We start from the raw sequence: 25,409 nt of genomic DNA on the forward strand, positions 1-25,409 counted from the left end.
CGGCAGCACCGCCTCAGTAGGGTCCCGGCATGGCATACACATTCCAGGTGACCGTCGATTCGACCGACCCGCACACCCTCGCCGACTGGTGGGCCGAGGCCCTCGGCTGGGAAGTGGAGCCGAGCGACGAGCAGTTCATCCGAGGCCTGATCGAGGCGGGCCACGCGAGCGAGGACGACACCAAGACCCACCGGGGCACCCTCGTCTGGAAGGCGGGCGCCGCGATCCGCCACCCGGAGGGCCTGGAGCGCGCACCCCGCGTCCTCTTCCAGTTCGTCCCCGAACCCAAGACGGTCAAGAACCGGGCCCACTTCGACGTCCGTACCGGCTCCGACGACCCCAAGGCACTGGTCGAACGCCTCATCGCGAACGGCGCCAAGCACCTCCACGAGGGCCGCCAGGGCCCCAGCGTATGGACGACCCTCGCCGATCCGGAGGGCAACGAACTCTGCGTCTCCCACTAGGGAGCGCCCCGGCCGTCTCCGACTCCGGGCAGTCATGCCGTCACCCCGCTTGTGTAACATCCCAATTCGGATCTCAGTCATTACTCGGAGGGGTGTCCGCATGTGGAAGCTCGCGCGCTCGTGGGTCGACGGCTGGGCCGTGTCGCGGCGGGTGCCGAAGCCGGTGGACGCGCCCTGGGGGCTGAGCGTCCAGGTCGGTCTGCCGGCCCAGACGGTCCGGCACGTCCTGCTCGACGCCGACGCCGAGACCGCCCGCGGGCTCATCGGCGCGATCACCGAACCGGCCACCTGGATCAAGGCCTTCCTGGAACCGGACGTCATGGAGCCGTGGTTCCCGCCCGCGTGGGAGCCGACCGACCCCGGCTTCCTGATGGCCGTCGACCTGCGTCCGTCCGTCGTGCGCGCGCCCGACGGTTACACGGCCACCGCCGAGACCGACGGCGACGTCGTCAGCGTGCGCATCCTGGCCGCCGACGGGGAGCTCGCCGCGCGCGGTCAAGCAGGTCTGGCCGGTGCCGCCTGCGTCTTCGACCAGATCATCACCGAGGAGGCGCACCAGCGCCGCGGCCTCGGGACGGTCGTGATGGGCGCACTCACCGGCGCGGCCGTCGAGAACGGTGCGGACACCGGCATCCTGGGCGCGACCGTCCAGGGCCGGGCGCTCTACGAAACGCTCGACTGGAAGGTCCTCGCACCGCTGACCGGCTTCGTCCACAAGCCCGTCGCCCCCTGAGGCGCACCGCGCCCGACGCCGCGCGCCGATCGGCGGGCGCCGGGCGACGGGCGACGGCCTATGCTGCCCTGCGTGAACGTCATCCTCTTCGGCGCGACCGGCATGCTCGGCCGGGGCGTCCTGCGGGAATGCCTGCGCGACGATGCGGTCGAGAGCGTCGTCGCCGTCGGACGCACCCCGCTCGGTGTCAGCCACCCCAAGCTGCGCGAGTGCGTCCAGGGCGATCCGTCCGACCTGGCCGCCGCCGGGATCGATCCGGCCGCGTACGACGCCTGCTTCTACTGCCTCGGGGTCTCCTCCGTCGGCATGAAGGAGGAGGAGTACCGGCACGTCACCTACGACCTGACGCTCGCCGTGGCCCGGCCGCTGGCCGCCGCCAATCCGGGCATGACCTTCGTCTACGTCTCCGGCGAGGGCACGGACAGCACCGGGCGCGGCCGATCCATGTGGGCCCGGGTCAAGGGCAGGACCGAGAACGACCTGCTGGAACTCCCCTTCCGCGCCTACATGTTCCGACCCGGCATCGTCCAGCCGGTGCGCGGAGTGTCCTCCAAGGCCCGACTGTCCCGAGTGTTCTACGCCGTCCTCGGCCCCCTGGTCCCCCTCGTGCGGCGGATCGCGCCGAACCTGGTCATCACCTCCGAGACCTTCGGCCGCGCCATGATCGCCGTCGCCTCACCCGGCACCGAGATCCCCGGGCACGTCCTTCGGCCCGCCGACATCAACCGCCTGGGTGCTGCGCCGACCAGGCATAATTGATTACCGGGCACACCCTCCCGCACGTGAGAATGAGCCATCTCAAACCGGGAGGACCCCATGAGCCAGGAGACCCTGACTCTGCATGACCTGCTGCCCGCACAGGCGCTGGCGGACTCGATCGACGCCGGGTACGTGACCCGCAAGACGCACCCCGAACTGCCGCTGTCCATCTACACCTACACGCGGACGGCCCAGTACGAGCGCGTCTGGAACGACGTCACCACCCGCTGTCGCGGACTCGTCGCCGACGACACCACCGGCGCGATCGTCGCCCTGCCCCTGCCGAAGTTCTTCAACGTCGGCGAGCACGAGTCGGGTCAGCCGTACGCACCCGCCCTCCCCGACGAGCCGTTCGAGGTCTACGACAAGGTCGACGGCAGCCTCGCCGTCGTCTTCCACTACGCGGACCGCTGGCGGGTCGCCTCCAAGGGGTCCTTCATCAGCGCCCAGGCGACCTGGGCGCAGCGTCTGCTCGACGGCCGGGACACCGCGGCCCTGCGCCCCGGCACCACCTACCTCGCCGAGATCCTGTACCCGCAGAACCGGATCGTCGTCGACTACGGCGACCGCCGGGACCTCGTCCTCCTCGCGGCCTTCGGCCGGGACGGCACCGAGGTCCCGCTCGCCGAGGCCGCGTCCCACTGGGAGGGGATCGGCTCCGTCGTCACGGTCTGGCCCGCCATGCCCATCGACGAGCTGATCGCCCTCACCGAGTCCAACACCCTGCCCGGCGGCGCCCCGGCGACCGGCACCCAGGCGGAGGGCTTCGTGCTGCGCTTCGCCTCCGGTGTGCGCGCGAAGGCCAAGCTGGCCGAGTACGTACGGCTCCACCGCCTGCTGACCAAGGCCACCGAGCGGGACATCTGGCGCGCCCACGGCATCCAGCGGTTCGCCGGCCTGCCCCTCAAGCAGCTCGCCCAGGGCCTCGGCACCACGGTCGCCGAGATCGAGGCCACGGGCGGCAAGCCGCTCGACGCACTGCTCGACCAGGTGCCCGACGAGTTCGACGCCTGGGTGAGCGAGGTGATCGAGCGGCTCGAGAGCGAGGCCGCGCGGCGCGAGCGCGCCATCGACGAGGCGTACGCGGGACTCGCGCACCTGGCCGCCGACCGCGGGGCGTTCGCCCGGGCCGTGAAGGCACTGCCCGACCGGGAGGTCCGGGCCGCGATGTTCCTGCGCCTGGACGGCCGGTCCACGGAACTGGCCGTATGGCGCAACGTGCGGCCGGAGACGTCCGACCCCTTCACGAACGACGAGGAGAACTGACCCGTGTCCGAAGACACACCCACGCACACGGACGTGAACACGGACGCGACTGCGACTGAGATTGCGGCCGAGGAGGCCCCGCTGCCCGTCGTGCACGTCATGACGGGCCTGCCGGCCTCCGGCAAGACGACGGCCGCTCGCGCCCTGCAGGCCGAGGCCGGTGGCCGCATGCGCCGCGTCAACCTCGACGACCTGCGGCTGATGCTCGATCTCCCGGACCCCGCGCGGGGTCGTAGCTTCAGGCACGAGCAGACCGTGCTGGCCGTCCAGGACGCGGCGGTCCGCGCGGCGGTCGACGGCGGCTTCGACGTGGTCGTCGACAACACCCACCTGACCAAGAACATCCCCAAGCGGCTCAAGGCGGCGGTCGGCGGTCTCGCGACCTTCGTCGTGCACGACTTCACCGACGTCCCGCTGGAGGAGTGCCTGCGCCGGGACGCCGCGCGCGAGCGCCAGGTCGGCGAGGAGATCATCCGCATCCTGGCCGAGAAGCACGAGAAGGCGCGACGGGGCGGCTGGCGGCTGACGTCGGAGTGGATGAACGGCGGGGCGAGCGGGGTGGCCGCGCCGCCCGTGACGGAGTACGTCCCCGACCCGGCCCTGCCGGCGGCGGTGATGTGCGACATCGACGGCACCCTCGCGCTGACCGGCGACCGGGGCCCGTACGACTTCTCGCGCTGCGAGCTCGACCTGCTCAACGAGCCGGTACGGCACGCGCTCGACGCGTTCCGGCGCGCCGACGGCGACGTGATCGTGCTGCTGTCGGGGCGCGGTGAGGAGTACCGTCAGCAGACGGAGTCCTGGCTGCGGCGCCACGAGGTGCCGTACGACGAGCTCTGGATGCGCGCGGCGGGCGACACGCGCCGCGACGACGTGGTGAAGGCGGAGCTGTTCGACCGGAACGTGCGCCACCGGTACGCGGTACGGGTCTCGCTCGACGACCGGGACCGGGTGGTCGCGATCTGGCGCCGGATGGGTCTGCCCACCTGGCAGGTCAACTACGGCGACTTCTGAGGGTACGGCCGAGGTGAACGCGGTGGATGCCACCGGTCCGGTGCGCAAGGTGCTGATCGTGGACGGCGCGAACGTCGTCGGCTCGGTGCCGGACGGCTGGTGGCGGGACCGGCGGGGCGCGGCCATCCGGCTGCGTGACCGGCTGGCCGGCCGGGGCGGGGACGAGGAGATCGTCCTCGTCGTCGAGGGCGCCGCCCGGGGCGTGGAGTCCGTCCCCGGTGTACGGGTGGACTCGGCGCCCGGGAGCGGTGACGACCGGATCGTGGAGCTGGCCGCCGCCTGCGCGGAGCGCGGCTGCGTCGTGGTCACGGCCGACCGCGAACTGCGGGAACGGGTCCGGGCGTACGGCGTGGAATGCGTGGGGCCGCGTGCCGTACGCCCGGTGGACTGACCGCTGACCCGCCTGCCGGCCTACGCACCGGCCGGCGGGGACGGGGTCAGCGGCAGTACTTCACCTCGGAGAGGTTCTTGACGTAGCGGGCCGAGACCCAGCGCTCCTTGTCGTACGCACGCTTGGGCGCCTGGGCGTCGTTCTCCCAGCTCTCCTTCTTGTCGGCCAGGCGGTACCAGATGCGGTTGCCGTCGACCTTCTCACCGTACTGCTTGCACTCGATCTCGACCTTGCTGTGCGGGTACACGTGGCCGAGGGACTGCGAGCGGGTGGTCGGCTTGCTGCGGACCGTCAGCGGGCCCTTCGACACGACCTTGCCGGTGACGTACTTCTCGGGATACACACCGGGCTCCGCGGACCCTCCGCCGACGACGATCTCCCGCGGGGGCAGGTTCTCCGGACCGTCGTCGGCGACGGCGGCGCCCGCTCCGACCAGACCGAGAACCAGGCTGCCGGTGGCGAGAGCGAGGGTGGTTCTGGTGGGCTTCAGCATGAGCCGGCTCCTCTACGAAGACATCCACCCGGCCGCGTCGCGCGGCACGGGGCGGCAACCAGGCGGTTGCCAGGGACGACTATGACGAGGGCGGGACGTGTAGCCCCGGTGGCTCACCGCCCTTTAACCCGATATGACCAATTTGCCCTATCGGAGTGCGCGGCCGTGCCCGCCCCCGAACGGGCACGGCCGCGCAACGCGGCCCCGGGGGGAGAGGACGGTGCCGGCCGGTGGGCCGGCGGAGGAAAATCTACGGGCCGCAATGTCCCCGCCGCGCCCGTCCAGGGGATGAGACCGGAGTACCGCGCTGGGGGCGGAGCCGTACAACCTGAGTAGTACGCGAGGGGGTTGACGTGCACCCACGCAGCCCTGCGGCGGCGGTCCGGGACCCTGCCGGGCTTCCGCTCCCCGGGCGGGACCTGCGGCCCGGCGGCCCTCCGACGAGGACGTCCCGCCCGAGCGCCCGCCCGTACCCCTTCTCGCGCGGCCCGGGGTGCGGGCGGCGGCGGCCCGCGCGAGAGTGGGTGCCATGGGTATCGATGACTACGGCGGCGGCGCCGGCGCGCACGAGAGCGGCGTCCTCGTCGTGACGACCAACGACGTCCCCGGCTACCGGGTCGAGCGCGTCATCGGCGAGGTCTTCGGCCTCACCGTCCGCTCCCGCCACCTGGGCAGCCAGATCGGCGCGGGCCTGAAGTCGATGATCGGCGGCGAGCTGAAGGGCCTCACCAAGACCCTGGTGGAGACCCGGAACCAGGCCATGGACCGGCTCATCGAACAGGCGAAGGCGCGCGGCGGCAACGCCGTGCTGATGATGCGCTTCGACGTCACCGACGCCCAGGACGTCGGGACCGAGGTGTGCGCGTACGGGACGGCCGTCGTCCTCGTCCCCGCCTCCGCCTGACCCCGCCCCCGCCCGCCGGGGGCGCGCGCCGGGGTGCGATGCTCCCCGGATGACCGAACCACGTGAGGTTGTCGTCGTCCGCCGGACGGGCAGGGCCCTTTCCGCTCCGGACGGGCTGTCCGGGCTGCTGGCCGCCTACCATCTGCGCACGCAGGAGGAGAAGGGCGAGGCCGTCGCCGGCGTCGACGGGCTGCCGGGCCGCTACCGCGCGGAGATCACCGATCCGCAGGTGGCGTTCGCCCGCGACGAGGTGCTGCTGGCGTCGATCGGGGACACCGCGGTGGGCTGCCTGGTGGTGGCCGCCCCCGTGGACGGCAGCTCCGAGGTGAAGAGGCTCTGGACGGCCCCGGAGTTCCGCGGGCTGGGCATCGCGGGCCGTCTCGTCGGCGCCGCGCTGACACATGCCGAGGAAAGCGGTCTGCGTGCGGTCCGGCTCTCCGTGTGGCAGTGGCGGACGGGCGCGATCGCACTGTACGAACGGCTCGGATTCACCGTCACCGGGTCGTGGGACGAGCGGGACCGACTGGTCTGCATGGAACGTTCCACGGGAGGGCCTACCGCTTCCAGAGCGTCACTTCGGTGAGGTACGTCGGGACCTTGTAGAGCCTGTCCGTCGAGGGCTCGACCCCGACGATCTTGACCATGGCGAGGTTGCCCTTGCTGGTGACGGTGCACAGCAGGTCGCCCTGGACGATGGCACTGTCCGCCCCGCCGAGGTCCGACTGCGGCAGCTTGTCGGGAATCGGATCGGTGGCGGCCCCGGTCTCGCACTGCTCGGGGGTGGCGCCCCTGCTCTTGCCGAACGGGGTCACGCTCTCGACGCTGTCGTAGCCCATGGCCAGCTCCCGGTCGCTGTAGCCGATGTCGCCGAACGGAGCCACCTTCGGAAAGTCGAGGTCGACCGCGTTGACCTTGCCGAACTCCCTGGGCGCGAGGAACTTCACGGGCTTGTCCTTGAACACCGCGGTGTAGGTGCGGCCGGACGCCTGGGGCGCGGGGGCCGAGCCGCTGCTCTGCGCCGCCGGCGCCGCATCCTTCGGTGCCTCCGCCGTCTTGTCCTTGCTGTCGCCCGCCGTCTGCCGGGCGCCGCCCTTGTCGTCGTTGTGCGTGAAGTACCAGGTGCCACCCGCGGCGAGGGCGACCACCAGGACTCCGGCGCCGACCACCAGGGGCACGCGGCTGCGGCCTGCGGGGGCGGGGGCCACCTGCGCGGAGGGCGCGGAGTAGGAGGGCGGGGCGTAGGCGGGGGCGGTGGACGCGCCGTACCCCGGGTGCCCCGGGCCCTGGGTCGGTGCGTACGCCGGGGGGACCGGCCCGGGCGCCTGCGTGGGCATGTACGCGGGCCGGACGGGCTCGGGGCCCACGGTCGGCCTGTACGCCGGCGGGGGAGGGGTCTGCGCCGGTACCTGTGAGGGCGCCGACGCCTGGGCCCGGGCCTGGGCCGACCGCTCGCGGCGGGCTATCTCCGCGGTCAGCGGCCCGGGCAGCCAGCCGTCGAAGTCACGCAGGTCCCGGCCCGCGGCGCGGCCGCACCACTCGGCGAGCTCGGCCGGAACGGGCCGCTGCGCGGCATCGGAGTGCAGGCAGCGCTCCAGCAACTGGCGCAGGGGCTCCGGGTAGCCGCTCAGGTCCGGGGCCTGCTGCGGGGTGTTGGCTATCGCGGCGGCGATCGAAAGGCCCGCGCCGTCGCCGTACGGGTGGCGGCCGGTGGCCACGACCGCAGCGATCAGACCCAGCGCGAAGACGTCGGTCGCCGCGGTGACCGTCCGGCCGAGCGCGTGCTCGGGGGACATGTACTGAGGCGTTCCGATGAACCCGCCGCTGCGCGTCAGCTGGGTGGTGTCGGTGGCCCGCGCGATACCGAAGTCGATCACCCAGGGGCCGTTCGAACCGAGCAGGATGTTGCTCGGCTTGAGGTCGCGGTGCACCACCGAGGCGGCGTGGACGGAGTGCAGGGCCTGCGCCGTGCAGCCGATCAGCTGGAACACCGCGGGCAGCGGCAGCGGGCCGTGGGCGGCGAGGGCGTCGTCGAGCGCCAGGCCCGGTACGAACGCGGTGGCCAGCCAGGGCTGTTCACCACTGGTGTCGTGGTCGAGCACCGGCACGATGTGGTAGCCTTGCACGCGGCGGGCCGCCTGCACCTCGCGTTCGAAGCGGACCCGGAAGTCCTGCTCCTGGGCGAACTCGCGGCGGATGACCTTCAGGGCCACCGGCTGGTTCCCGCGGGTCCGTGAGAGGTAGACGGAGCCCATACCGCCTTCGCCGATCTTCGCGAGCAGCCGGTATCCGGAGATCTCCTGCGGATCCTCCGGGCCCAGCGGTCTCAGTACGGCGTCGTCGGTGTTGGACATGGCTCCCCCTTGATGATCACTGGACTCAGATCCTAACGGGGGTGTCGCCCGCCCCCGCGCCGCGCCGGTACGGTGGTGCTCCGGAGACGAAGGGGCGCCCCGATGAGTCAACGCAAGTCCGCGGCAGAGGTGTTCGACGACCTGGGGGAGCGCTACGAGGAGGTGTTCGGGCGGATTCCCGGCCAACTCGCGGCCCTTGACTGGCTCACCGGCCGACTTCCTTCCGGAGCCCGGGTGTTGGACGTCGGAAGCGGAACGGGACGGCCCACTGCCGAGACGCTGGTCCGGGTCGGCTGCGCCGTCACCGGCATCGACGTCTCGGCGGCCATGGTCGAGCTGGCCCGCACCAGAGTGCCGCAGGCCCGCTTCGAGCAGGCCGACGTACGGACCTACACGCCGGAGCGGGCCGGCTTCGACGCGGTGTGCTCCTTCTTCCCGCTGCTGGTGATGGACCAGCCGGAGGTCGCGGGGGCACTGGACCGCATGGCGTCCTGGGTCGCACCGGGCGGGTACTTCGTGATGGCCACGGTGCCGGGGGACATCCGGGGCCTGGACATCGAGTGGATGGGCCACGAGGTCACCGTCAGCAGCCTCTCCACGGCGGACCACCTGGCCCGGCTCGCCGACCTGGGCCTGGAGGTGCTGCACCATCACACCGCGCACTTCCGGCCCGCCGACGCCCGGGCGGTCCCGGAGGAACACCTCTTCTGCTACGCGCGCCGCACCGCGTGACCAGTGGGCGGATCGGGCCGGCGAGCGTGCCGCCGCCCCGGGCGGGCGACGGCCGTTCGGGCGGGCCGCGCCCGTGGACGGGTCCGGTCGCGCGCGATGGTGGTCACACTCGGCTCATGACGGAGACGGAACGCGAGTGGGACGAACGCATCCGGTGCGCGCGCCATACCGACGGCCGGATCCGGTCCGCCAACTCCTGGGTACCGCCGGTCGAGGACCTGCTGTGGCGCACGGCGCGGGCCAGTACGCCGCTGTGCGCGAGCTGGAGCGGCTGACCGCGGACTTCACACCGGCGGCGTAGGCGCGGACCGCGGGGCACGGTCGGGGCGCAGCCCCGCGCCCAGCCCCACGATCACCACCAGCAGGCCCAGCCACACGGCCGGGCCCGGGACCCCGCTGCCGGTGAGGACCCCCGCACCGGCAGCCGCCAGGGGCGCGATCCCCGTCAGCAGGCCGGCGCGACCGGCGCCCACGGCGGCCACCGTGCGGTACCAGAGCAGGAAGGCCACCGCCGTCACCATGACGGCGAGGTAGCCGGTGGCCGCCCACTGGGCCCGCCCCAGCGACGACAGCGCGGCGGGGCTCTCGAAGACGGCCGTGAGCCCCGCCAGCATCAGCGCGCCCAGCCACACCGCGTGCACGGACACCCCCCACGCCCCGTGCCGGCGCAGCACCGGTACCGCGAGCAGGGTGAAGCCGGCCTCGCAGCCCAGCGCGAGGGCCGCCCAGGCCACCCCCGCGGCGTCCGTCCGGCCCGTGCCCTCGACCAGCACCGCCCCGGCCACCACCACCGGAGCCGCCAGCAGCACCCGGCGGCTGGGCCGCCGCCCTTCCAGCAGGGGGCCCAGCAGACCGAGCAGGATCGGTACGGAGGCCACCGCGACGGCGATGACGGCCGGTTCGGCGTGCGCGACCCCACGGACCACGGCCACGTTGAACAGCACCAGCCCGGTCGCCGCGATGCCCGCCAGCCACAGCCACTCCCGTCCCCGCGGCAGATGGATCCGCACCCGGGCGGTCCGGGCCAGGCCGAACAGCAGCAGCGCGGCGGCCGCGTACCGGACGGCCTGGGTCGCGAACAGCGGGGCTTCGACGAGCGCCCGCGAGACGGTGACGCTGCTCCCGACCAGCGCCATCCCCACGATCCCCGGAACCAGGGGACGGAACGCGGTGGTGGAGTCGACGGACAGGGTGGAGGCGGCCGGGGCGGCCGAAGGGGCGGTGGCTGAGTCGGGAGGTGTCTGCATGGGATCCAGCGTGGGCGCACAATGGCCCCATGAGCAGGTCCAATGAAGGCACCTCCCAGGGGTCCAAAAGTCCGGGCGGTTCGGACTTCCTCCAGCTCGACGTCGGCCAGGCCCCACCGGGCGGCCGTACCGAATGGCTGGCGGGCCGGCTCCGCGCGGCCATCGCCGACGGCACCCTCCCGGTCGGCAGCAGGCTCCCGGCCAGCCGTGTCCTCGCCGCCGAACTGCGCGTCTCCCGGGGGCTCGTCACCGAGGCCTACCAACGCCTCGCCGAGACCGGTCAGGTCAGCGGCCGCGGCCGGGGCGGCACCGTGGTCGTCGCCGCCCCGCCACCGGTGGCCACCGCCGCCCGCCCGCCGGACCGCGGCGGACCCGTCGACGCCCTGCGCGCCGTGCCGTGCCGGATCGACCTGTCACCCGGGGTCCCCGACCTCACCGCGTTCCCGCGTACGGCCTGGCTGCAGGCCGAGCGCCGGGTCCTCGCCTCGCTCACCCCGGCCGACTTCGGCTACGGGAACCCCCAGGGCGCGCCCGCACTGCGCGAGGCGGTCGTGGGCTGGCTGGCCCGGAACCGGGGGATCCGGGCCGACCCCGACGAGGTGGTCGTCGTCGGGGGCGTCGCCCAGGCGCTGGCGCTGCTGGGGCACGTCCTGCGGGAGGAAGGCGTCCACCGGATCGCGGTGGAGGACCCGGGCTCGCTCGGGGCCCGGCAGCAACTGGAGTACGGGCGGATGGAGACGGTCCCCGTACCGGTGGACGAAGCCGGGCTGGACGTGGCCGCGCTGCGGGCGAGCGGGGCCGGGGCCGTCCTGCTCACCCCGGCGCACCAGTTCCCGACCGGCGTCGTCCTCGACGGCGAGCGCCGCCGCGACCTGCTCGGCTGGGCGGCCGCCGGGGGACTGGTCGTCGAGGACGACTACGACGCCGAGCACCGCTACGACCGGGCCCCCGTCCCCGCCCTGCGCGCCCTGCTGCCCGAGGCGGTCTGCTACGCCGGCAGCGTGTCCAAGCTCCTCGCGCCCGCCCTGCGCCTGGGCTGGCTGCTGGTCCCGCCGCGTCTGCGCGACGCCGTGACCGCCGCCAAGCGCTACGCCGACCTCGGCAATCCCGTGCTCGCCCAGCTGGTCCTCGCCCGGCTGATGGACTCCGGCGAACTCGAACGGCACCTGCGCTTCGTCCGGCGCCGTCACCGGCGCCGCCGCGACGCCATGCTCCGGGCCGTCGCCGAGCAGCTGCCCGGCGCCCGGGTGCACGGCGCGGCGGCCGGGCTGCACCTGATGGTGACCTTCGACGGCGCCGGCTTCGACGACACGGCCCTGGCCTCGGCGGCCCTCGACCTGGGGGTCAAGACCCATCCGCTGTCCTGGCACCGGGTCCGGCCCGGCCCGCCGGGCCTGATCCTCGGCTACGCGGCGGGTTCGGCCGGGGAGATCGAGGAAGGCGTCGCCACCCTGGCCACGGCCCTGAGGAAGGTCCTGGACGGGCCCCCGGAAACCGCGTGGAAAGTTTTTCCGGATCGGCGGCAACCTCCCGGGGGGTCGCGCGTCGTGCGGGGGTGAAGGGCGCAAGTCCCGCGTCCTCGACCCGACCGTGGAGAACCACCGTGAAGAACCTGAAGCGTGTCCCCCCGGCCTTCCGCCGGACGGCCGTCACCGCTGCCGCCGCCGCGGCGGTCGTGGCCCTCGCCGGTCCCGCCTTCGCCGCGAGCGGCAGCTCGGCCGCGCCCTCCCCGTCGGTCAGCGTGCCGGCCGGCGCGTCGCCCACCGCGGGCGGCCCCAGGCCCTCCCCGTCGGTGAGCACCCCGCCGAGCGCGGGTTCGCAGACGCCGAGCGCGTCCCCGAGCGCCGCGCCCGGCGTCCGTCCGTCGGCCTCCTCGGACGCCCGGCCCAGCGCTTCTCCCTCCGAGCCCGGCGCCGCACCTGCCGCACCCGGCGGGGCGGAGCTCGCGCATACTGGCTCCTCGGCGACCACGATCGCCATGGGGGCGGGGGCCACGGTGCTGGTCCTCGCCGGCGCGGGAGCCCTGTACGCCGTGCGGCGCCGCGCGAACAGCTGAGGAACCCCGTGCTCCAACTCGCTTCACCCGTCGGCCCCCTCACGCCCGGCTTCGGCCGGGCGTGGCGGGGCCTTTGGTCGTTGCTGCGCCGGGAACGATCCGCCCCGCCGGTCTCCCCGCGTGCGTACGACGCCTCGTACGGGTCCCCGTACGGCTCCCCGTCCCCCTACGACGCCATGGGCCTCGGCGACCAGCGGCCGCCCACCGTCACCGAGCTCTACCACGCGCACCGGCTGCGGATGGTCCGGCTCGCGGTGCTGCTCGTCGATGACCTGGCCACCGCCGAGGACGTGGTCCAGGACGCCTTCACCGCCCTCTACCGGCGGCACGGGGAGCAGATCACCGAGGTGGACAACGCGCTGGGATACCTGCGCACCGCCGTGGTCAACACCTCGCGCTCGGTACTGCGCCGCCGGCGCACCGTCCGGGCCTGGACCCCGCCCGCGGCGGCCGACATACCGTCCGCCGAGGACCACGTGGTCCTGGACGAGGCGCACCGCGAGGTGCTCGCCGCGCTCGGCCGTCTCACGCCGCGCCGCCGCCAGGTGCTGGTGCTGCGGTACTGGGCCGAGCTCAGCGAGGCGGAGATCGCGGCCACCCTCGGGATCAGCCGGGGAGCGGTGAAGTCCAACGCGAGCCGCGGACTGGACGCCCTGGAACGGATTCTGGAGGGACGGATATGACGCGAGACGGCGAACGGCTCGCCGAGCGCCCCGTCGAGCGCCGGCTGCGGCAGGCCCTCGACGCGCGCGCGGACAGCATCGACGTCCGCCGGCTGCGGCCCGCGGAACCGCCGGGGGCGCACCCGCGACGGCTGCCGATGGCCGGGCTGCGGCGGTTCGCGCTGCCGCTGGCGGGCCTGGCGGCGGCGGCCGCCGCCGGGATCGGCTACCTGCTCCTCGCCCCGGATCCGTCACCCGGTCCGGGGCTGCCGGCCACTCCGCCGCGCGTCACGGCGCCCGGCCCGTCCCCGCAGGACCCGACGTCGCCCGCCCCGCAGCCCTCCGGATCCGGGCGGCGGACCCCGTCCGTGTCCACGCCCCCGACCGGGTCGCCGAGCCCGTCCCCGTCGGTCCCGGGCTCACCGAGGGCGTCGCGGTCGGAGCCGCCGTCGGCGAGCCCGTCCAGCGCGCGGCAGGGCGCCGCCACCTCCTCGCCGCCGCCGAGCCCCACCCCGCGCTAGCGCGGGGCCGCCCGGTCAGTTCCGGAGGTTCTCCACCGCCGTGACCAGCGGGGCGAGTTCGGGGTTGCGCGAGGCCTCGTCCAGGGCCTCGCGCAGGGCGGTGTCGTTCGTGGGGCGGGCCGCGGCCAGCAGGGCCAGGCCCGCCTCGCTGACGTCGGTGTAGATGCCCCGACGGTCGGTGTCGCAGATGTAGCGGTTCAGCAGGCCGCGGTCCTCCAGCCTGCTCACCAGCCGGGTCGTCGCGCTCTGGCTGAGCACCACCGAGTCGGCGACCTGGTGCATCCGCAGGTGTCCGCCCGGCCCGTTGTGCTGGCGGCTGAGGACGTCGAGCAGCGAGTACTCGCGCACGCTGAGGCCGTGGCCGTTCTGCAGGGCCCGTTCGATGTGCGCCTCGATCCGGCCGTGCAGGAGCGAGAGGGCGCACCAGCCCTGGGAGAGGGCGGTCAGCGCGCTGTCCGTGGCCGTCATGGGCTCCTCCATCGAAGCGTCGAAGCGTGCCGTGCGGGCGTGTGAACACCAGGATATGCCACCTCTGCAATAGCCCGCGCTTGCAAATATCCCGCGTCTGCAATTAATGTGGACGCACGTAAACGGCGGCAGCATCGATGGACGCAGGCCGCATCCGCACCACCACAACCTCCCTGAAGGGCACCTCCCCATGCCTCTCGCACTCCTCGCCCTCGCCGTAGGGGCCTTCGGGATCGGCACCACCGAATTCGTGATCATGGGCCTGCTCCCCCAGGTCGCCGGCACGTACGGGGTCTCGATCCCCACCGCGGGCTTCCTGGTCACCGGCTACGCCCTCGGCGTCGTCCTCGGCGCGCCCCTCATGACCGTGCTCGGCACGCGCGTTCCCCGCAAGCGCATGCTGATGCTGCTCATGGGCCTGTTCATCGCGGGCAACGTGCTCTCCGCCCTCGCCCCTGCCTTCGGCCTCATGCTGGCCGGCCGTGTCGTCGCCTCGCTCGCCCACGGCGCCTTCTTCGGCATCGGCGCGGTCGTCGCCGCCGAACTCGTCGCCCCCGAGAAGAAGGCCGGCGCGATCGCCATGATGTTCACCGGACTGACGGTCGCCAACGTCGTCGGCGTCCCCCTCGGCACCTTCGTCGGGCAGACCCTCGGCTGGCGCGTCACCTTCCTGATCGTCGCCGCGCTCGGCGTCGCCGGTCTGCTCGGCATCGCCCGGCTGGTACCCGAGCTGCCCCGACCCGAGGGCGGGGTACGGATCCGCCGCGAGCTCGCCGCCTTCCGCAACGTCCAGGTACTGCTCGCGATGGCGATGACCGTCCTCGGCTTCGGCGGCGTCTTCGCCGCGATCACCTACATCACGCCGATGATGACCGACGTCGCCGGCTTCGCCGACACCTCCGTCACCTGGCTCCTCGTCCTCTTCGGCCTGGGCATGGTCGCCGGCAACCTCATCGGCGGCCGGTACGCCGACCGCGCGCTGATGCCGATGCTGTACGTGGCCCTGGGCGCCCTGGCCCTCACCCTCGCCGTCTTCACCCTCACCGCCCACACCAAGGCCGGCGCGGCCCTCACCCTCGTGCTGATCGGCGCCCTCGGCTTCGCCACCGTGCCGCCGCTCCAGAAGCGCGTCCTGGACCAGGCCGCCGGAGCGCCCACCCTGGCCTCCGCCGTCAACATCGGCGCCTTCAACCTCGGCAACGCCCTCGCCGCCTGGCTCGGCGGACTCGTGATCGCCGCCGGCCTCGGCTGGACCGCCCCCAACTGGGTCGGCGCGGCGCTGGCCGCCTCCGCCCTGGTGCTCGCCCTCGTCTCGGGCGCACTGGAACGCCGTACGTCGCGGCGCGCCGCCGGTGACGGGCCCGGCGCCGCCGTGGCGGCCGACGCGTCCGGGGCGGCCGTGGCCGTCCCCGCCCACCACTGATCCGCCGCCCTCCCCGTACGCACGCACCCCGTACGCACCCCCCGCTCGCAAGGAGAAGCACCGCATGTCCACCCGCACCCGCACCGCCGTCGCCCCCCTGACCACCGGGGACGCCGAGCTGCTCGTCGCCACCGCCGAGGCCGCCGCCGAAGCGGCCGGGGCCACGGTCAGCGTCACCGTCCTCGACGCCGGTGGCCACCTGCTCGCATTCCGCCGCGACGACCGCGCCGTGCTGATCTCCGGCGAGACCAGCACCCGCAAGGCCTACACCGCGCTCCAGCTGAACGCGCCCACCGCCGACCTCGTCGACGCCGTCCTGCCGGGCAGCCCCTTCCACACCCTGCCCACGGCCCTCGACCGGCCCCTGCTGTTCATCGCGGGCGGACTGCCCGTCCACCGCGACGGCCGCCTCATCGGCGCCATCGGCGTCGGCGGCGGCGCCCCCGACCAGGACCACGCCTTCGCCGCCGCCGCGCGGGACGCCCTCGTCTGAGACCGCCGGGTCGCGGGCCCGTGTCCCGCGTGCCACGTTGGTACGGGGGACACGGGCACATGATGAGCACACCGAGACGGCACACGAGGGTCCGCACCATCGCGACGGCAACGGTCGCCGCGCTGGTCACCTTTGCCCTCCCGGGCTGCACGGCCGCCTCGGACGAGGCGCGCGCCCGCGGCCCCGCGGACTCCTCCACCGCCCCCGCCGCGACGGCGGCGCGCCCGGCCGAGGCCGCCCCCACCCCCACCCCCACCCCGAGCCCGACGTACCCCCTGTCCACCGCCCCGCGCACCATCCCGGCGGTACGGGAGCACGTACCCGCCCGCGGGCCCGGCTGGAAGCCCACCCCGGATGCCCGCGTGGTCGTCGCCCCCGACGACACCGCCGCGCTCTCCGACGAGGCGAAGCTGCTCGCCGGTGAGCTGCGCATCGGGTACGGGGAGTCGGCGGCGCCGCGGGCCGGGGACGTGCAGCTCTCCCTGGACGCGGGAGCCGCGGGCGGGCCGGAGTCGTACACCCTCGACGTCAAGGACGGCCGCGTCCGGATCAACGGCCCCGACCAGGCCGGGGTCTTCTACGGCACCCGCACCCTCAAGCAGGCGGTCAAGAGCGGCGGTTCGGCCCCCGAGGGCACCGTGCGCGACGCCCCCGCCAAGCCGCAGCGCGGCCTCAACCTCGACATAGCCCGCAAGTACTACTCCCCGGACTGGATCGAGGACCGGCTGCGCGAGATGGCCGACCTCAAGCTCAACCAGCTCGGCCTGCACTTCTCCGACGACCAGGCCTTCCGCATCCAGTCCGACACCCACCCCGAGATCGTGTCCACCCCGCACCTGACCAAGGCGCAGGTCCGCGAGATCAACGCGCTCGCCGCCCGGCTGCACATCACGGTGGTTCCCGAGATCGACTCGCCCGGCCACCTCGGCGCGGTCCTGCGCGCCCACCCCGACCTGCAGCTGCGCGACACGCAGGGGCGGGCGGTCAAGGGGGCCGTCGACATATCGAACCCGGCCTCCGCCAAGCTGGTGGACGAGCTGCTGCGCGAGTACATTCCGCTCTTCCCCGGCAAGGCCTGGCACCTGGGCGCCGACGAGTACCAGGCGCTCGTCTACCGCGACCCGCAGGCCTCCTTCCCCCAGCTCGCCCGCGCCGCCCAGCAGCGGTACGGGCCCTCGGCGCGGGTCCAGGACCTCGCTACGGGCTGGCTGAACGACCGCGCCGCCGTGGTCCGGCCGTCGGGGAAGGCGCTCAAGGCGTGGAACGACGGGTTCTTCGCGGGCGGGGTGACGAGCGCCGCCAAGGACATCCAGGTCGAGTACTGGACCGGCAAGGAGAACGGTGCCCGGCCGCCGCTGGAGTACCTGCGCGAGGGCCGCAAGCTGGTCAACCTCAACGACGAGTACCTCTACTACGTGCTGGGGGAGCCGAACCAGTTCACGTACCCCACCGGGAAGCGGATCTACGAGCAGTGGACCCCGCTCGTCCTGCGCGGCACGACCCCCGTACCGGCCTCGTACGGGCCGCAGATCCTGGGCGGTCGCCTCGCCGTCTGGAGCGACCTGGCCGGCGCCCAGACCCAGGCCCAGGTGGCGGCCGGGATCCGGACGCCGCTCGCCGCGCTCTCCCAGAAGGTGTGGGACGCGCGCACGCCCCAGCTGCCCTGGGCAGACTTCAAGACCCTCGCCGACCGGCTCTGACCCGGCCCCGGACGGCTTGCGCCGCGGACCCTACAGCTGCCCCGTCCGGTCGACGCGCCGGCGACGGCGCTGGAGCCACTGGCCGACCAGGGGCAGCGCCAGGACCACCGCCGACGTCCAGACGGCGGCGAAGACCCAGATCAGGAGCCGGGAGACGGTGAGCGAGGCCGCCACGAAAAGCACCGCCGCCACCGCACCGAGCAGCCAGGCGGCCACGGTGCGCTGACGACGGTGCGACGTGGACCGCAGGATCCGGTCGAGGGAACGGTCACTCCTGAGTTCTGCCTCGATCGCGGAGAGGGCGCGCTGCTCGCGGTCCGAGAGTCCGGCTCCGTCCATCACGACGTACCTCCGCCGGCTGCTGCCGTCGGGCGCGGGTCGCAGCCTCTGGCCGGGAAATACCCTGCCTGACGCTGCCCAACCCCGCGGGGACGCCGTGACCGCGGGCCCCGGTCACCAGATGGAGTCGACCCACTCCGGGTGGTCGACGAACGGGTTGCGGTTGTGCTGGTACCGGTCGAATATCACCTGGTTGCGGCGCTGCTCGAAGGCGTCCGGCGGGTCCATCCGGTTCCACTGCTTCAGCAGGCTGATCCGGCCCATCGCGGGAGCCGAACCGTTGTTGACCTTGTCGTTCAGCTCCAGGTTCGCGAAGCCGTCACCACCGTCGTAGCGGACGGCCATGTACAGCAGCATCCGTGCCACGTCGCCCTTGACCGCGTCGCGCGGCTCGAAGGAGTCGGCGTCGGTCAGGCTGCCCGGTGCCTCGGCGACCGGGCTGCCGCCCTTGTCGAAGTCCTTGTTGCCCCGGGTGCTGTTGACGGTGACGTCCTCCGGGCGCAGGTGGTGCAGGTCGGTGCCCGGGCCGGTGGCGGTGCCGAAGTCGCCGTGGCTCTTGGCCCAGACGTGCTCGCGGTTCCAGTCGTTGGCCCCGCCGCCGTTCGCCGCCTTGGACTGGGAGCGGCCGGAGTAGACGAGGATGACGTTGTTGGGGTTCGCCGGGTCCTCGTCGGTCACCTTCAGGGCGTTCCACACACCCTCGTAGGTGACCTTGGACTGGGTCTTGATGATGTCGTGCAGGGCGGCCTTCAGGGCGGGTCCGGTCTTGCCCTGGGCGTTCGCGTAGTAGTCCGCGTACGGGTCCGCCGCTGCGGCCGCCGGGTTCTCCGCGGCGGCTTGGCGCTGCTGGCCGGCGGACGCGGCCGCCGGTACGGCGAACAGGGCGGCCGCCGCGAGGCAGGCCGCCCAGGGGGTCAGGCGCGAGATTCTCATCTGGTGGGGGGTACCTCTCCTTACGCACCGTCCCCGCCCGGGGAATTGGCGGAGTGTCAGTGGCAGTGCGAGGGTCACATTGTCATGTGCCGAACAGGTGAAGGCCATGTGTCGGGAGTGGGTGATCTTCGTGTGTGCCGGGCGCGCGCCGCGGGCAGGGTAGCGATGGCCCCGGGTGGGGCCCGAGCGACCGTGACCAGCCCTATCTGGAGCAGCCCATGGCAGTGAAGATCCTCATCGTGACCGGCGACGCGGCCGAGTCGCTGGAGGTCCTGTATCCGTACCAGCGCCTGCGCGAGGAGGGGTACGAGGTCCACATCGCGGCGCCGCAGGCGAAGAAGCTGCGGTTCGTGGTCCACGACTTCGAGGAGGGCTTCGACACCTACACCGAGAAGCCCGGCTACACCTGGCCCGCCGACCTGGCCTTCGCGGACGTCGTCACCGAGGACTACGCGGCCCTGGTAGTCCCGGGCGGCCGGGCGCCGGAGTACCTGCGCAACGACCCCGAGGTGCGCCGGATCCTGGCCGCCTTCGCGGAGTCCGACAAGCCGATCGCGCAGATCTGCCACGGCCCGCTCATCACGGCCGCGGCCGGGGGCCTGGCCGGCCGCCGGGTCACCGCGTACCCGGCGCTGGAGCTGGACATGAAGGCGGCCGGGGCCGAGTTCGAGGACTCCGAGACCGTCGTGGACGGCACCCTGGTCTCGGCCCGGGCGTGGCCGGACCACTCGCGCTGGATGCGGGAGTTCCTGACCGTGCTGCGCGGCAAGGCCCCGGTGGCCTGAGCCGGACCGCGGAGCACGCACAGGCGGCCGTGACCCCCGTGCGAGGGGGTCACGGCCGTCGGGTCGTGTCCGCGGGCGTCAGCTCACGGGGGTGATCGCCGGAGCCGGCTCGTACTTGTAGTTCGCGCCGAAGTTCTTCTTCACGGCCGCCTCCCAGGAGCCGTCGGCGACCATCTTCTTCAGCGCGTCGTTGATCTTGCCCTGAAGCTCCTTGTTGCCCTTCTTGACGCCGATGCCGTAGTTCTCGTTGCTCAGGCTCTGGCCGAGCAGCTTGAACTTGCCCTCGTTGCCCTTGCGGGCGGCGTACCCGGCCAGGATGGAGTTGTCGGTGGTCATGGCGTCGACCCGGCTCTCCTGGAGCGCGACGACGCAGTCCGAGTACCCGCCCATCTCCAGCAGGCCCGCCTTGGGGGCGAGGTTCTTGCGGAGGTTCTCGGCCGAGGTGGAGCCGGAGACCGAGCAGAGGCTCTTCGAATTGAGGTCCTCGGCCTTGGTGATCGAACTGTCGTTGGCGCGGGTCAGCAGGTCCTGGTGCGCGACGAAATACGGGCCGGCGAAGTCGACCTTCTCCTTGCGCTTGTCGTTGATCGAATAGCTCGCGACGACGAACTTGACCTCGTTGTACTGGAGCAGCAGCTCGCGGTCGTTGCTGTAGACCTGCTTGAATTCGATCTTGTCCGGCTTGTAGCCGAGCTCCTTGGCCACATAGGTGGCGACGTCGACGTCGAATCCGGAGTAGGTGCCGTCGGTCTCGCGCATGCCTATGCCGGGCTGGTCGAACTTGATGCCGATGGCGAGGGTCCCGTCCCCCTGGTCCCCATCGTCGAAGACGCCGCACCCGGAGGCGGTCAGGGCGATCGCGATCACTGCGGCGACCGCACCGGCCTGGGGAACCTTCATGCTGCACTCTTTCCTGGGGAACGCGGGACGCGTCACCGGGATTGCCGGTGGCGTGTGGAACCGCGCGAATGTGGGGGACGTCTGGACGCGTGTACGAGGAAGCTAGGAAGCGGAACGGCTTATCGTCACTACATTTGAGGAAAACTTGAGGATAACGATCCGGACAGTTGCCGATCGGGGGGTTGGCGCAGGTCGGAGTGGGGGAAAGGGGCGGGCGCGAGGGCGGGTCCGGCGTGGTCGGACGGGAATGCTGCGCTATTGGGTTAAGGGGTGTAAATCGGTTTTGTCCGAAGAGTGCGGCTGCCCGAAATCCGGTATGCGCGGGCTCCCGCCCCAGCGGGCGGCCGAACCGGCCGAAATGGCCGGAAATATAGGGTCGTTCGGGTCGGGCCGGGGGGCTCGTGGGATCATGGACGGGCAATGCCCGTGAACGAAGGGGGAGTTCGGTGACCGGTGTACGCAAGGGGCTGGCCAAGGTGGAGTTCGCGCTGCGGTGGGACCCCAGCCCGGCGGGTACGCCCGCGAACGACCTCGACATAGTCGCCGCGGTCTACGGCGCCGCCGACCCGCACGGGACGCCCGTCCAGCTCGTGCACTTCGGCAGCCGGTCGCCCGACGGGACCATCACCCTGAACCGGGACAGCCACACCGGCCAGGGCTTCGGCTTCGACGAGGTGATGACCATCGAGCTGCACCGGATGGCACCGGAGTCGAGCCGGGTGGTGGTCGGCGTGGTCATCCAGAACGCCGACGCCGACGCCGACGGCGGCGTCGCGGGCCGTACGAAGACCTTCGCGGACATCGGCGGCACCGGGTTCCGGATCCGCGAGGGCCACACCGACCTCGCCCAGGGTGACTTCGCGGCCGTGAGCGCCGCCACCGCGGCCACCGTCGCCGAGTTCACCCGCGACGCCTCGGGCCCCTGGTCCTTCGGCCTGCGGCTGCACGGGTTCGAGGCCGACCCGGAGGCGTTCGCCCGGACGATGGGCGCGCTCCGCTGACGCCGCCCGTCCGGGCGGGCGGGTGCGGAGCCGCGAGGGCCGGGCGGCGGCCACCCCTGGGGTGAGTGGCCGCCGCCCGGTCCGGGTGGCGCGCTGCCGCCGTCCCCACGAGGCAGCGCGGGCAGGTCGCCGTCAGGTCATCGGGACGGCGGCCCGCCGGTTCAGGGGGCCGGGTCGGCCGGGAGCCCGGTGGGGCGGGCGGGCGCGAGCCCGAGGGACGGGAGCATCACGGCGTCGACGAACCTGACCAGGTAGTCGGCGTCCGCGTACCGCCCCTCCAGCACCGGCCGGATCCGCAGCACGCCCATCAGCTGGGCGGGCAGGAACTCCACGGCCGGATGGTCCGCGGCGATCTCGCCGCGCGCCACGGCCCGTCCGACCATCTCGGCGAACGCGGCCAGCTCGGGCTCGACCAGCGCCTCGCGCAGGGCGGCCTGGAGTTCCTCGTCGCTGAGCACGGCGTGCCCGAGGGCCTGTGTCAGCCGGGTGTCCCTGCCGGAGGTGCCGGCCGCGATCCGGGCCGCCTCGCGCAGGTCGCCGGCCAGTGACCCGGTGTCCACGGCGACGAGGGTGCCGCGCCGGCCCGCCCGCAGGGCGGCGGCGACGAGCCGCGGCTTGGTCTTCCACTGCCGGTAGAGCGTCGACTTGCCGCAGCTGGCCCGGGCGGCGACGCCCTCCATGGTCAGGGCCTCGTAGCCGGACTCGCGCAGCTGCTCCAGGACGGCGTCGTAGAACTCCTGCTCACGCTCCGGGGTGATCTTGGAGCGGCGCGCGGGGGTCGGTGGCGACGTCATGGATGCGGCTCTCCTCAGGGGCGCCTCGGCGGCAGTTCCACTACGGAAGTGTACGGGAACGCGACCGTATCGGTACACCAACGTATCGATACGCCAATGTATCGATACACTGGCGTGTCGCTGTGCGCGTCAACAGGAAGAGAGACCGGGGGATGAGCTCCCACACCACACCTGCCGGGCCGGCAGCCGGACCGAGAGCCGCGCGCCGCCGCCTCATACGCGAGCTGCTGCTCGTCGTGGGCTTCTTCACCGTCTACAAGGCGGGCCGGCTGCTCTCGACCGACCGCACCGACGAGGCCTTCCGCAACGCGGCGCGCACATGGGACGCCGAGCGCTTCCTGCACCTGCCCGGCGAGGGCGCGGTCCAGCGGCTGCTGCTGCACGGGGACGCCCTCGTCACCACCGCGAACACCTACTACGCGGGTGTCCACTTCCCCGCGACCGCGCTGTTCCTGATCTGGCTCTACATCCGGCGCCCGGCCCACTACCTGTGGACGCGACGCGTGCTCGCCGGACTCACCGGAGCCGCCCTCGCCCTGCACCTGGCCTTCCCGCTCGCACCCCCGCGACTGCTCGACGCCGCGGGGCTCATCGACACCGCACAGGTCTACGGCCCCGCCGTCTACAAGGCCGCACCGGCCGAGGACACCCTGGCGAACCAGTTCGCCGCCATGCCCTCACTGCACTTCGGCTGGGCGCTGATGCTCGCGCTCGGCATGATCGCCGCCACCTCCTCGCGGTGGCGCTTCCTGTGGCTGCTGCACCCGCTGCTGACCCTGCTCGTGATAGTCGGCACCGCCAACCACTACTGGCTCGACGCCGTCGTGGCCGCCGTCCTGCTCTGGGCGGCCCTGCTGCTCGTCCCGAAGCCGCGCACGAGCGACCCGGATCCGGACCGGGGCAGGGACCCGGATGACCCGGACCGGGAGCGGACGGCGGGCCCGGAGCCCGGCCGGGACCTCCCCGTACGCGGCCTGCCGAGCCCGCGGGGCGCGGACGCGCCCGTAGGAGCCGGACGATGAACGACACCGCCCTCGCCGTCGGACTCTGCCTGGCATCGGCCGTGGCCTACGCGGCCGCCGCCGTCGCCCAGGAAAGGCTCGCCCGGGCCGCCGTCGCGCGCACCGCCAAGGCCCTGCTGGGCTCCGGCGCCTGGTGGTGGTCGGCCGGGCTGAACGCCGCCGCCGCGCTGCTGCACGCGGCCGCCCTGCGCTACGGCCCCCTGACCCTGGTGCAGCCGCTCGGCGCGCTCACCCTGGTGGCCGCCGTCCCGCTGGGGGCGCGCAGGTCCGGCCGCCGGGTGGTGGCCACCGAATGGCGGGGCACCCTGGCCACCGTCGCCGGGCTCGGCCTGCTGCTCCTCCCGGCCTCCGGGCCCGCCCCCGACGACACCCTCACGCTGATCGAGGCGCTGGCCGTCTCCGGCGCGACCCTCGCCGTGATCATGATGCTGACCGCGGAGAAGGATCCGCGCTCGGGCCTGCGCCACGCGACCGCCTCCGGGCTGGCCTCCGCGGCGGCCTCCGCCCTGACCCAGACGGTGGCCGTGGCGGCCGGTCGCGGCGGAGCCCTGCTCAGCTTCCGGGTCGTCTCCGTGGCCCTGCTCGTCATGGTCTTCGCCGTCGGCGGGATGCTCCTGTCGCAGCGCGCCTACCGCGGCGGACTCGGCGCCCCGCTGGCCGTGGTGAACCTCGCCAACCCGCTGGCCGCGGCCGTCATCGGCATGGTCCTGCTCGGCGAACGGCTCCAGGGCGGAGTGCCCGGGCTGCTGCTGGCCGTCGCCGGGGCCTTCCTGGCGGCGCGCGGGGTGGTCCTGCTCACCCGGACGCCCGCCGCCGGTACGGGTCCGGGCGCCGGCCCCGTACCGGGTGCCGAGCTCCCCGTACCGGTCGGCCGCGTGGCGGTCTGAGCGGCGGAGAACCGATCCGCCGCCGGGCGCGTCCTCCCAGGAGAACACCCGAACGACAGAAGCGGAGTGACGGGACATGGGGATCGTCAGCTGGATCATCCTGGGACTGCTGGCCGGGGGCATCGCCAAGGTCCTGCTGCCCGGCCGCGACCCCGGCGGCCTGATCGGGACCACTCTCATCGGCGTCGCCGGAGCCTTCATCGGCGGCTGGCTGTCGGCGAAGTTCCTGGACAAGCCCATCCAGACCGAGTTCTTCGACCTCGCCACCTGGGGCTCGGCCATCGCGGGCTCACTGGTCCTGCTGATCGGCTACCGCATCCTGTTCGGCAACTCCCGCAACTGACCCGGCGGCACGGCGGCACGGCGGCAAGCGGTCCCGGCCCCGGCGCCGACCTACCGTCCGCCCGTCGGGTTCCGGCCGATCCGGGCCGCCCGTGCCGGGTCCCCGGGACACCCCGTCGCGCCGGACGACCGGCGGACTACGCCGGCCGCACCACCGCGACGCACCCGCACGAGCAGCGAGGAAACCGGTAGCCAGATGAGTGTCACCCCCGTCCCCACCGCCGACCTGTACGACGAGCACGGCGAGGCCCTGGCCATCTGCGCCACCGCGTTCCGCCAGTTCGGCGGCCGCCGGCTGTTCGCCGGCCCCGTGCGCACCGTGCGCTGCCACGAGGACAACGCGCTGCTGCGGACCCTGCTGCACACACCGGGCGAGGGCGCGGTCCTGGTCGTGGACGGCGGCGGCTCGCCGCGGACCGCCCTCGTCGGCGACCTCATCGCGGGCGCGGCCGAGGCCAACGGCTGGGCCGGTCTGATCATCAACGGCTCCGTCCGCGACAGCGTCGCCCTCGGCGGGCTGGACCTCGGCATCAAGGCGCTCGGCACGGTCCCCCGCAAGAGCGGCAAGACCGGCGACGGCGCGGTCGACGAGCCCGTCACCATCGGCGACGTCACCTTCCGCGCCGGGGACACCGTCCACGCGGACGACGACGGCGTGGTCGTCCTGCCCCGCTGACCTCCGGACCGCCGACCGGCGGGCCGGGCCGGGGCCGGGGCGGTCCAGAACCG

Annotated in this window: 31 protein-coding genes; 23 read left to right on the top strand and 8 right to left on the bottom strand. The window is 73.3% G+C overall.

Translation table 11 applies throughout. The annotated features are described in order from the left end of the window. Positions 1–29: 29 nt before the first annotated feature. From ACXNSR_RS36680 to ACXNSR_RS36705, 6 genes are all read left to right on the top strand, one after another. Complete coding sequence (locus ACXNSR_RS36680; protein ID WP_458639653.1) at positions 30–464, top strand: VOC family protein; 435 nt, start codon at positions 30–32, stop codon at positions 462–464. Between the two features lie 100 nt (positions 465–564). Further along, entirely contained in the window at positions 565–1,197 is a 633-nt protein-coding gene (locus ACXNSR_RS36685; protein ID WP_458639654.1) for a GNAT family N-acetyltransferase, read from the top strand. 72 nt (positions 1,198–1,269) lie between these two features. After that, the gene (locus ACXNSR_RS36690) at positions 1,270–1,956 is read left to right on the top strand and encodes a Rossmann-fold NAD(P)-binding domain-containing protein (protein ID WP_458639655.1); all 687 of its coding nucleotides are present in this window, start codon (positions 1,270–1,272) and stop codon (positions 1,954–1,956) included. A gap of 57 nt (positions 1,957–2,013) precedes the next feature. After that, positions 2,014–3,222, top strand: coding sequence for an RNA ligase (locus ACXNSR_RS36695; protein WP_458639656.1), 1,209 nt, complete (start codon positions 2,014–2,016; stop codon positions 3,220–3,222). A 3-nt stretch (positions 3,223–3,225) separates the two neighbouring features. Then, on the top strand, positions 3,226–4,236 hold the full coding sequence (locus tag ACXNSR_RS36700) for a phosphatase domain-containing protein (protein ID WP_458639657.1): 1,011 nt from the start codon (positions 3,226–3,228) through the stop codon (positions 4,234–4,236). Between the two features lie 22 nt (positions 4,237–4,258). Beyond that, positions 4,259–4,627: an NTP pyrophosphohydrolase gene (locus ACXNSR_RS36705; RefSeq protein WP_458639658.1), complete on the top strand. Its 369-nt coding sequence runs from the start codon at positions 4,259–4,261 to the stop codon at positions 4,625–4,627. A gap of 46 nt (positions 4,628–4,673) precedes the next feature. On the opposite strand, the gene ACXNSR_RS36710 is transcribed toward ACXNSR_RS36705, so the two are convergent. Then, the gene (locus ACXNSR_RS36710; RefSeq protein ID WP_458639659.1) at positions 4,674–5,120 is read right to left on the bottom strand and encodes an SH3 domain-containing protein; all 447 of its coding nucleotides are present in this window, start codon (positions 5,118–5,120) and stop codon (positions 4,674–4,676) included. 529 nt (positions 5,121–5,649) lie between these two features. Here ACXNSR_RS36710 and ACXNSR_RS36715 point away from each other — a divergent pair. Then, positions 5,650–6,024: a YbjQ family protein gene (locus ACXNSR_RS36715; protein ID WP_150261200.1), complete on the top strand. Its 375-nt coding sequence runs from the start codon at positions 5,650–5,652 to the stop codon at positions 6,022–6,024. A 49-nt stretch (positions 6,025–6,073) separates the two neighbouring features. Then, positions 6,074–6,607 carry a GNAT family N-acetyltransferase gene (locus ACXNSR_RS36720; protein ID WP_458639660.1) on the top strand — a complete coding sequence of 178 codons (534 nt, stop codon included), beginning with the start codon at positions 6,074–6,076 and terminating at the stop codon, positions 6,605–6,607. On the opposite strand, the gene ACXNSR_RS36725 is transcribed toward ACXNSR_RS36720, so the two are convergent. Continuing rightward, entirely contained in the window at positions 6,579–8,375 is a 1,797-nt protein-coding gene (locus ACXNSR_RS36725; RefSeq protein ID WP_458639661.1) for a serine/threonine protein kinase, read from the bottom strand. The two genes, ACXNSR_RS36720 and ACXNSR_RS36725, sit on opposite strands and share 29 nt — an antisense overlap. 102 nt (positions 8,376–8,477) lie before the next feature. Between ACXNSR_RS36725 and ACXNSR_RS36730 the strand changes: the two genes are divergently transcribed. Together ACXNSR_RS36730 and ACXNSR_RS36735 are read left to right on the top strand one after the other, a co-directional pair. Beyond that, positions 8,478–9,107, top strand: a complete 630-nt coding sequence (locus tag ACXNSR_RS36730) for a class I SAM-dependent methyltransferase (RefSeq protein WP_458639662.1) — start codon at positions 8,478–8,480, stop codon at positions 9,105–9,107. Positions 9,108–9,223: 116 nt separating this feature from the next. After that, on the top strand, positions 9,224–9,382 hold the full coding sequence (locus tag ACXNSR_RS36735; protein WP_458639663.1) for a hypothetical protein: 159 nt from the start codon (positions 9,224–9,226) through the stop codon (positions 9,380–9,382). A gap of 9 nt (positions 9,383–9,391) precedes the next feature. On the opposite strand, the gene ACXNSR_RS36740 is transcribed toward ACXNSR_RS36735, so the two are convergent. Next, the gene (locus ACXNSR_RS36740; RefSeq protein ID WP_458639664.1) at positions 9,392–10,354 is read right to left on the bottom strand and encodes a DMT family transporter; all 963 of its coding nucleotides are present in this window, start codon (positions 10,352–10,354) and stop codon (positions 9,392–9,394) included. A 29-nt stretch (positions 10,355–10,383) separates the two neighbouring features. On the opposite strand from ACXNSR_RS36740, the gene pdxR reads away from it, so the two are divergent. The 4 genes from pdxR to ACXNSR_RS36760 are packed head-to-tail and all read left to right on the top strand — an operon-like array spanning position 10,384 to position 13,593. Next, positions 10,384–11,913 carry a MocR-like pyridoxine biosynthesis transcription factor PdxR gene (gene pdxR / locus ACXNSR_RS36745; protein ID WP_458639665.1) on the top strand — a complete coding sequence of 510 codons (1,530 nt, stop codon included), beginning with the start codon at positions 10,384–10,386 and terminating at the stop codon, positions 11,911–11,913. Positions 11,914–11,957: 44 nt separating this feature from the next. Then, positions 11,958–12,410, top strand: coding sequence for an LAETG motif-containing sortase-dependent surface protein (locus tag ACXNSR_RS36750; protein WP_458639666.1), 453 nt, complete (start codon positions 11,958–11,960; stop codon positions 12,408–12,410). 8 nt (positions 12,411–12,418) lie between these two features. Further along, positions 12,419–13,093 carry an RNA polymerase sigma factor gene (locus tag ACXNSR_RS36755; protein WP_458639667.1) on the top strand — a complete coding sequence of 225 codons (675 nt, stop codon included), beginning with the start codon at positions 12,419–12,421 and terminating at the stop codon, positions 13,091–13,093. Further along, positions 13,090–13,593: a hypothetical protein gene (locus ACXNSR_RS36760; protein WP_458639668.1), complete on the top strand. Its 504-nt coding sequence runs from the start codon at positions 13,090–13,092 to the stop codon at positions 13,591–13,593. Before ACXNSR_RS36755 ends, ACXNSR_RS36760 begins: the two co-directional genes overlap by 4 nt. A gap of 15 nt (positions 13,594–13,608) precedes the next feature. Here ACXNSR_RS36760 and ACXNSR_RS36765 read toward each other — a convergent pair whose 3' ends face one another. After that, on the bottom strand, positions 13,609–14,061 hold the full coding sequence (locus ACXNSR_RS36765) for a MarR family winged helix-turn-helix transcriptional regulator (RefSeq protein ID WP_458639669.1): 453 nt from the start codon (positions 14,059–14,061) through the stop codon (positions 13,609–13,611). Between the two features lie 190 nt (positions 14,062–14,251). Here ACXNSR_RS36765 and ACXNSR_RS36770 point away from each other — a divergent pair, with 190 nt between their 5' ends. From ACXNSR_RS36770 to ACXNSR_RS36780, 3 genes are all read left to right on the top strand, one after another. Next, on the top strand, positions 14,252–15,484 hold the full coding sequence (locus ACXNSR_RS36770) for an MFS transporter (RefSeq protein ID WP_458639670.1): 1,233 nt from the start codon (positions 14,252–14,254) through the stop codon (positions 15,482–15,484). 64 nt (positions 15,485–15,548) lie between these two features. After that, the gene (locus ACXNSR_RS36775; protein WP_458639671.1) at positions 15,549–15,977 is read left to right on the top strand and encodes a GlcG/HbpS family heme-binding protein; all 429 of its coding nucleotides are present in this window, start codon (positions 15,549–15,551) and stop codon (positions 15,975–15,977) included. 62 nt (positions 15,978–16,039) lie between these two features. Further along, positions 16,040–17,677, top strand: a complete 1,638-nt coding sequence (locus tag ACXNSR_RS36780) for a beta-N-acetylhexosaminidase (RefSeq protein ID WP_458639672.1) — start codon at positions 16,040–16,042, stop codon at positions 17,675–17,677. Positions 17,678–17,707: 30 nt separating this feature from the next. Here the strand turns inward: ACXNSR_RS36780 and ACXNSR_RS36785 are convergent, their stop codons facing one another. Both ACXNSR_RS36785 and ACXNSR_RS36790 read right to left on the bottom strand, forming a co-directional pair. Beyond that, positions 17,708–18,016 carry a DUF3040 domain-containing protein gene (locus ACXNSR_RS36785; protein ID WP_458639673.1) on the bottom strand — a complete coding sequence of 103 codons (309 nt, stop codon included), beginning with the start codon at positions 18,014–18,016 and terminating at the stop codon, positions 17,708–17,710. 114 nt (positions 18,017–18,130) lie between these two features. Further along, positions 18,131–18,949 carry an endonuclease I family protein gene (locus ACXNSR_RS36790; RefSeq protein ID WP_458639674.1) on the bottom strand — a complete coding sequence of 273 codons (819 nt, stop codon included), beginning with the start codon at positions 18,947–18,949 and terminating at the stop codon, positions 18,131–18,133. Positions 18,950–19,167: 218 nt separating this feature from the next. Here ACXNSR_RS36790 and ACXNSR_RS36795 point away from each other — a divergent pair, with 218 nt between their 5' ends. Then, positions 19,168–19,734, top strand: a complete 567-nt coding sequence (locus ACXNSR_RS36795) for a DJ-1/PfpI family protein (protein ID WP_458639675.1) — start codon at positions 19,168–19,170, stop codon at positions 19,732–19,734. Positions 19,735–19,812: 78 nt separating this feature from the next. Here ACXNSR_RS36795 and ACXNSR_RS36800 read toward each other — a convergent pair whose 3' ends face one another. After that, entirely contained in the window at positions 19,813–20,634 is an 822-nt protein-coding gene (locus tag ACXNSR_RS36800) for a glutamate ABC transporter substrate-binding protein (RefSeq protein ID WP_458639676.1), read from the bottom strand. Between the two features lie 446 nt (positions 20,635–21,080). Here ACXNSR_RS36800 and ACXNSR_RS36805 point away from each other — a divergent pair, with 446 nt between their 5' ends. Continuing rightward, a complete protein-coding gene (locus tag ACXNSR_RS36805) occupies positions 21,081–21,635 on the top strand; it encodes a TerD family protein (RefSeq protein ID WP_458639677.1) in 555 nt (184 codons plus the stop codon). A gap of 161 nt (positions 21,636–21,796) precedes the next feature. On the opposite strand, the gene ACXNSR_RS36810 is transcribed toward ACXNSR_RS36805, so the two are convergent. Next, positions 21,797–22,429 carry a TetR/AcrR family transcriptional regulator gene (locus tag ACXNSR_RS36810; RefSeq protein ID WP_458639678.1) on the bottom strand — a complete coding sequence of 211 codons (633 nt, stop codon included), beginning with the start codon at positions 22,427–22,429 and terminating at the stop codon, positions 21,797–21,799. 152 nt (positions 22,430–22,581) lie between these two features. Here ACXNSR_RS36810 and ACXNSR_RS36815 point away from each other — a divergent pair, with 152 nt between their 5' ends. The 4 genes from ACXNSR_RS36815 (at position 22,582) to rraA (ending at position 25,356) form a co-directional block, all read left to right on the top strand. Continuing rightward, positions 22,582–23,451 carry a phosphatase PAP2 family protein gene (locus ACXNSR_RS36815; RefSeq protein WP_458639679.1) on the top strand — a complete coding sequence of 290 codons (870 nt, stop codon included), beginning with the start codon at positions 22,582–22,584 and terminating at the stop codon, positions 23,449–23,451. Further along, positions 23,448–24,338, top strand: a complete 891-nt coding sequence (locus ACXNSR_RS36820) for a DMT family transporter (protein ID WP_458639680.1) — start codon at positions 23,448–23,450, stop codon at positions 24,336–24,338. The genes ACXNSR_RS36815 and ACXNSR_RS36820 overlap by 4 nt, the downstream gene beginning before the upstream one ends. 76 nt (positions 24,339–24,414) lie before the next feature. Continuing rightward, positions 24,415–24,681, top strand: a complete 267-nt coding sequence (locus tag ACXNSR_RS36825; protein ID WP_458639681.1) for a GlsB/YeaQ/YmgE family stress response membrane protein — start codon at positions 24,415–24,417, stop codon at positions 24,679–24,681. Between the two features lie 195 nt (positions 24,682–24,876). Continuing rightward, positions 24,877–25,356 (top strand): ribonuclease E activity regulator RraA, encoded by a 480-nt coding sequence (gene rraA, locus ACXNSR_RS36830; protein ID WP_458639682.1) that lies wholly within the window; start codon positions 24,877–24,879, stop codon positions 25,354–25,356. The last annotated feature ends 53 nt before the right edge of the window (positions 25,357–25,409 follow it).

It is taken from the genome of Streptomyces sp. NC-S4 (assembly GCF_054353315.1).

What these genes read in the sequence shown, in the direction of transcription:
- ACXNSR_RS36740 (WP_458639664.1), bottom strand. Translation starts at nt 10,354, where the DNA reads ATGCAGACACCTCCCGACTCAGCCACCGCCCCTTCGGCCGCCCCGGCC.
- ACXNSR_RS36785 (WP_458639673.1), bottom strand. Translation starts at nt 18,016, where the DNA reads ATGGACGGAGCCGGACTCTCGGACCGCGAGCAGCGCGCCCTCTCCGCG.
- ACXNSR_RS36735 (WP_458639663.1), top strand. Translation starts at nt 9,224, where the DNA reads ATGACGGAGACGGAACGCGAGTGGGACGAACGCATCCGGTGCGCGCGC.
- rraA (WP_458639682.1), top strand. Translation starts at nt 24,877, where the DNA reads ATGAGTGTCACCCCCGTCCCCACCGCCGACCTGTACGACGAGCACGGC.
- ACXNSR_RS36685 (WP_458639654.1), top strand. Translation starts at nt 565, where the DNA reads ATGTGGAAGCTCGCGCGCTCGTGGGTCGACGGCTGGGCCGTGTCGCGG.
- ACXNSR_RS36765 (WP_458639669.1), bottom strand. Translation starts at nt 14,061, where the DNA reads ATGACGGCCACGGACAGCGCGCTGACCGCCCTCTCCCAGGGCTGGTGC.
- ACXNSR_RS36730 (WP_458639662.1), top strand. Translation starts at nt 8,478, where the DNA reads ATGAGTCAACGCAAGTCCGCGGCAGAGGTGTTCGACGACCTGGGGGAG.
- ACXNSR_RS36725 (WP_458639661.1), bottom strand. Translation starts at nt 8,375, where the DNA reads ATGTCCAACACCGACGACGCCGTACTGAGACCGCTGGGCCCGGAGGAT.
- pdxR (WP_458639665.1), top strand. Translation starts at nt 10,384, where the DNA reads ATGAGCAGGTCCAATGAAGGCACCTCCCAGGGGTCCAAAAGTCCGGGC.
- ACXNSR_RS36825 (WP_458639681.1), top strand. Translation starts at nt 24,415, where the DNA reads ATGGGGATCGTCAGCTGGATCATCCTGGGACTGCTGGCCGGGGGCATC.
- ACXNSR_RS36820 (WP_458639680.1), top strand. Translation starts at nt 23,448, where the DNA reads ATGAACGACACCGCCCTCGCCGTCGGACTCTGCCTGGCATCGGCCGTG.
- ACXNSR_RS36695 (WP_458639656.1), top strand. Translation starts at nt 2,014, where the DNA reads ATGAGCCAGGAGACCCTGACTCTGCATGACCTGCTGCCCGCACAGGCG.
- ACXNSR_RS36780 (WP_458639672.1), top strand. Translation starts at nt 16,040, where the DNA reads ATGAGCACACCGAGACGGCACACGAGGGTCCGCACCATCGCGACGGCA.
- ACXNSR_RS36715 (WP_150261200.1), top strand. Translation starts at nt 5,650, where the DNA reads ATGGGTATCGATGACTACGGCGGCGGCGCCGGCGCGCACGAGAGCGGC.
- ACXNSR_RS36710 (WP_458639659.1), bottom strand. Translation starts at nt 5,120, where the DNA reads ATGCTGAAGCCCACCAGAACCACCCTCGCTCTCGCCACCGGCAGCCTG.
- ACXNSR_RS36680 (WP_458639653.1), top strand. Translation starts at nt 30, where the DNA reads ATGGCATACACATTCCAGGTGACCGTCGATTCGACCGACCCGCACACC.
- ACXNSR_RS36810 (WP_458639678.1), bottom strand. Translation starts at nt 22,429, where the DNA reads ATGACGTCGCCACCGACCCCCGCGCGCCGCTCCAAGATCACCCCGGAG.
- ACXNSR_RS36760 (WP_458639668.1), top strand. Translation starts at nt 13,090, where the DNA reads ATGACGCGAGACGGCGAACGGCTCGCCGAGCGCCCCGTCGAGCGCCGG.
- ACXNSR_RS36795 (WP_458639675.1), top strand. Translation starts at nt 19,168, where the DNA reads ATGGCAGTGAAGATCCTCATCGTGACCGGCGACGCGGCCGAGTCGCTG.
- ACXNSR_RS36790 (WP_458639674.1), bottom strand. Translation starts at nt 18,949, where the DNA reads ATGAGAATCTCGCGCCTGACCCCCTGGGCGGCCTGCCTCGCGGCGGCC.
- ACXNSR_RS36815 (WP_458639679.1), top strand. Translation starts at nt 22,582, where the DNA reads ATGAGCTCCCACACCACACCTGCCGGGCCGGCAGCCGGACCGAGAGCC.
- ACXNSR_RS36720 (WP_458639660.1), top strand. Translation starts at nt 6,074, where the DNA reads ATGACCGAACCACGTGAGGTTGTCGTCGTCCGCCGGACGGGCAGGGCC.
- ACXNSR_RS36800 (WP_458639676.1), bottom strand. Translation starts at nt 20,634, where the DNA reads ATGAAGGTTCCCCAGGCCGGTGCGGTCGCCGCAGTGATCGCGATCGCC.
- ACXNSR_RS36770 (WP_458639670.1), top strand. Translation starts at nt 14,252, where the DNA reads ATGCCTCTCGCACTCCTCGCCCTCGCCGTAGGGGCCTTCGGGATCGGC.
- ACXNSR_RS36775 (WP_458639671.1), top strand. Translation starts at nt 15,549, where the DNA reads ATGTCCACCCGCACCCGCACCGCCGTCGCCCCCCTGACCACCGGGGAC.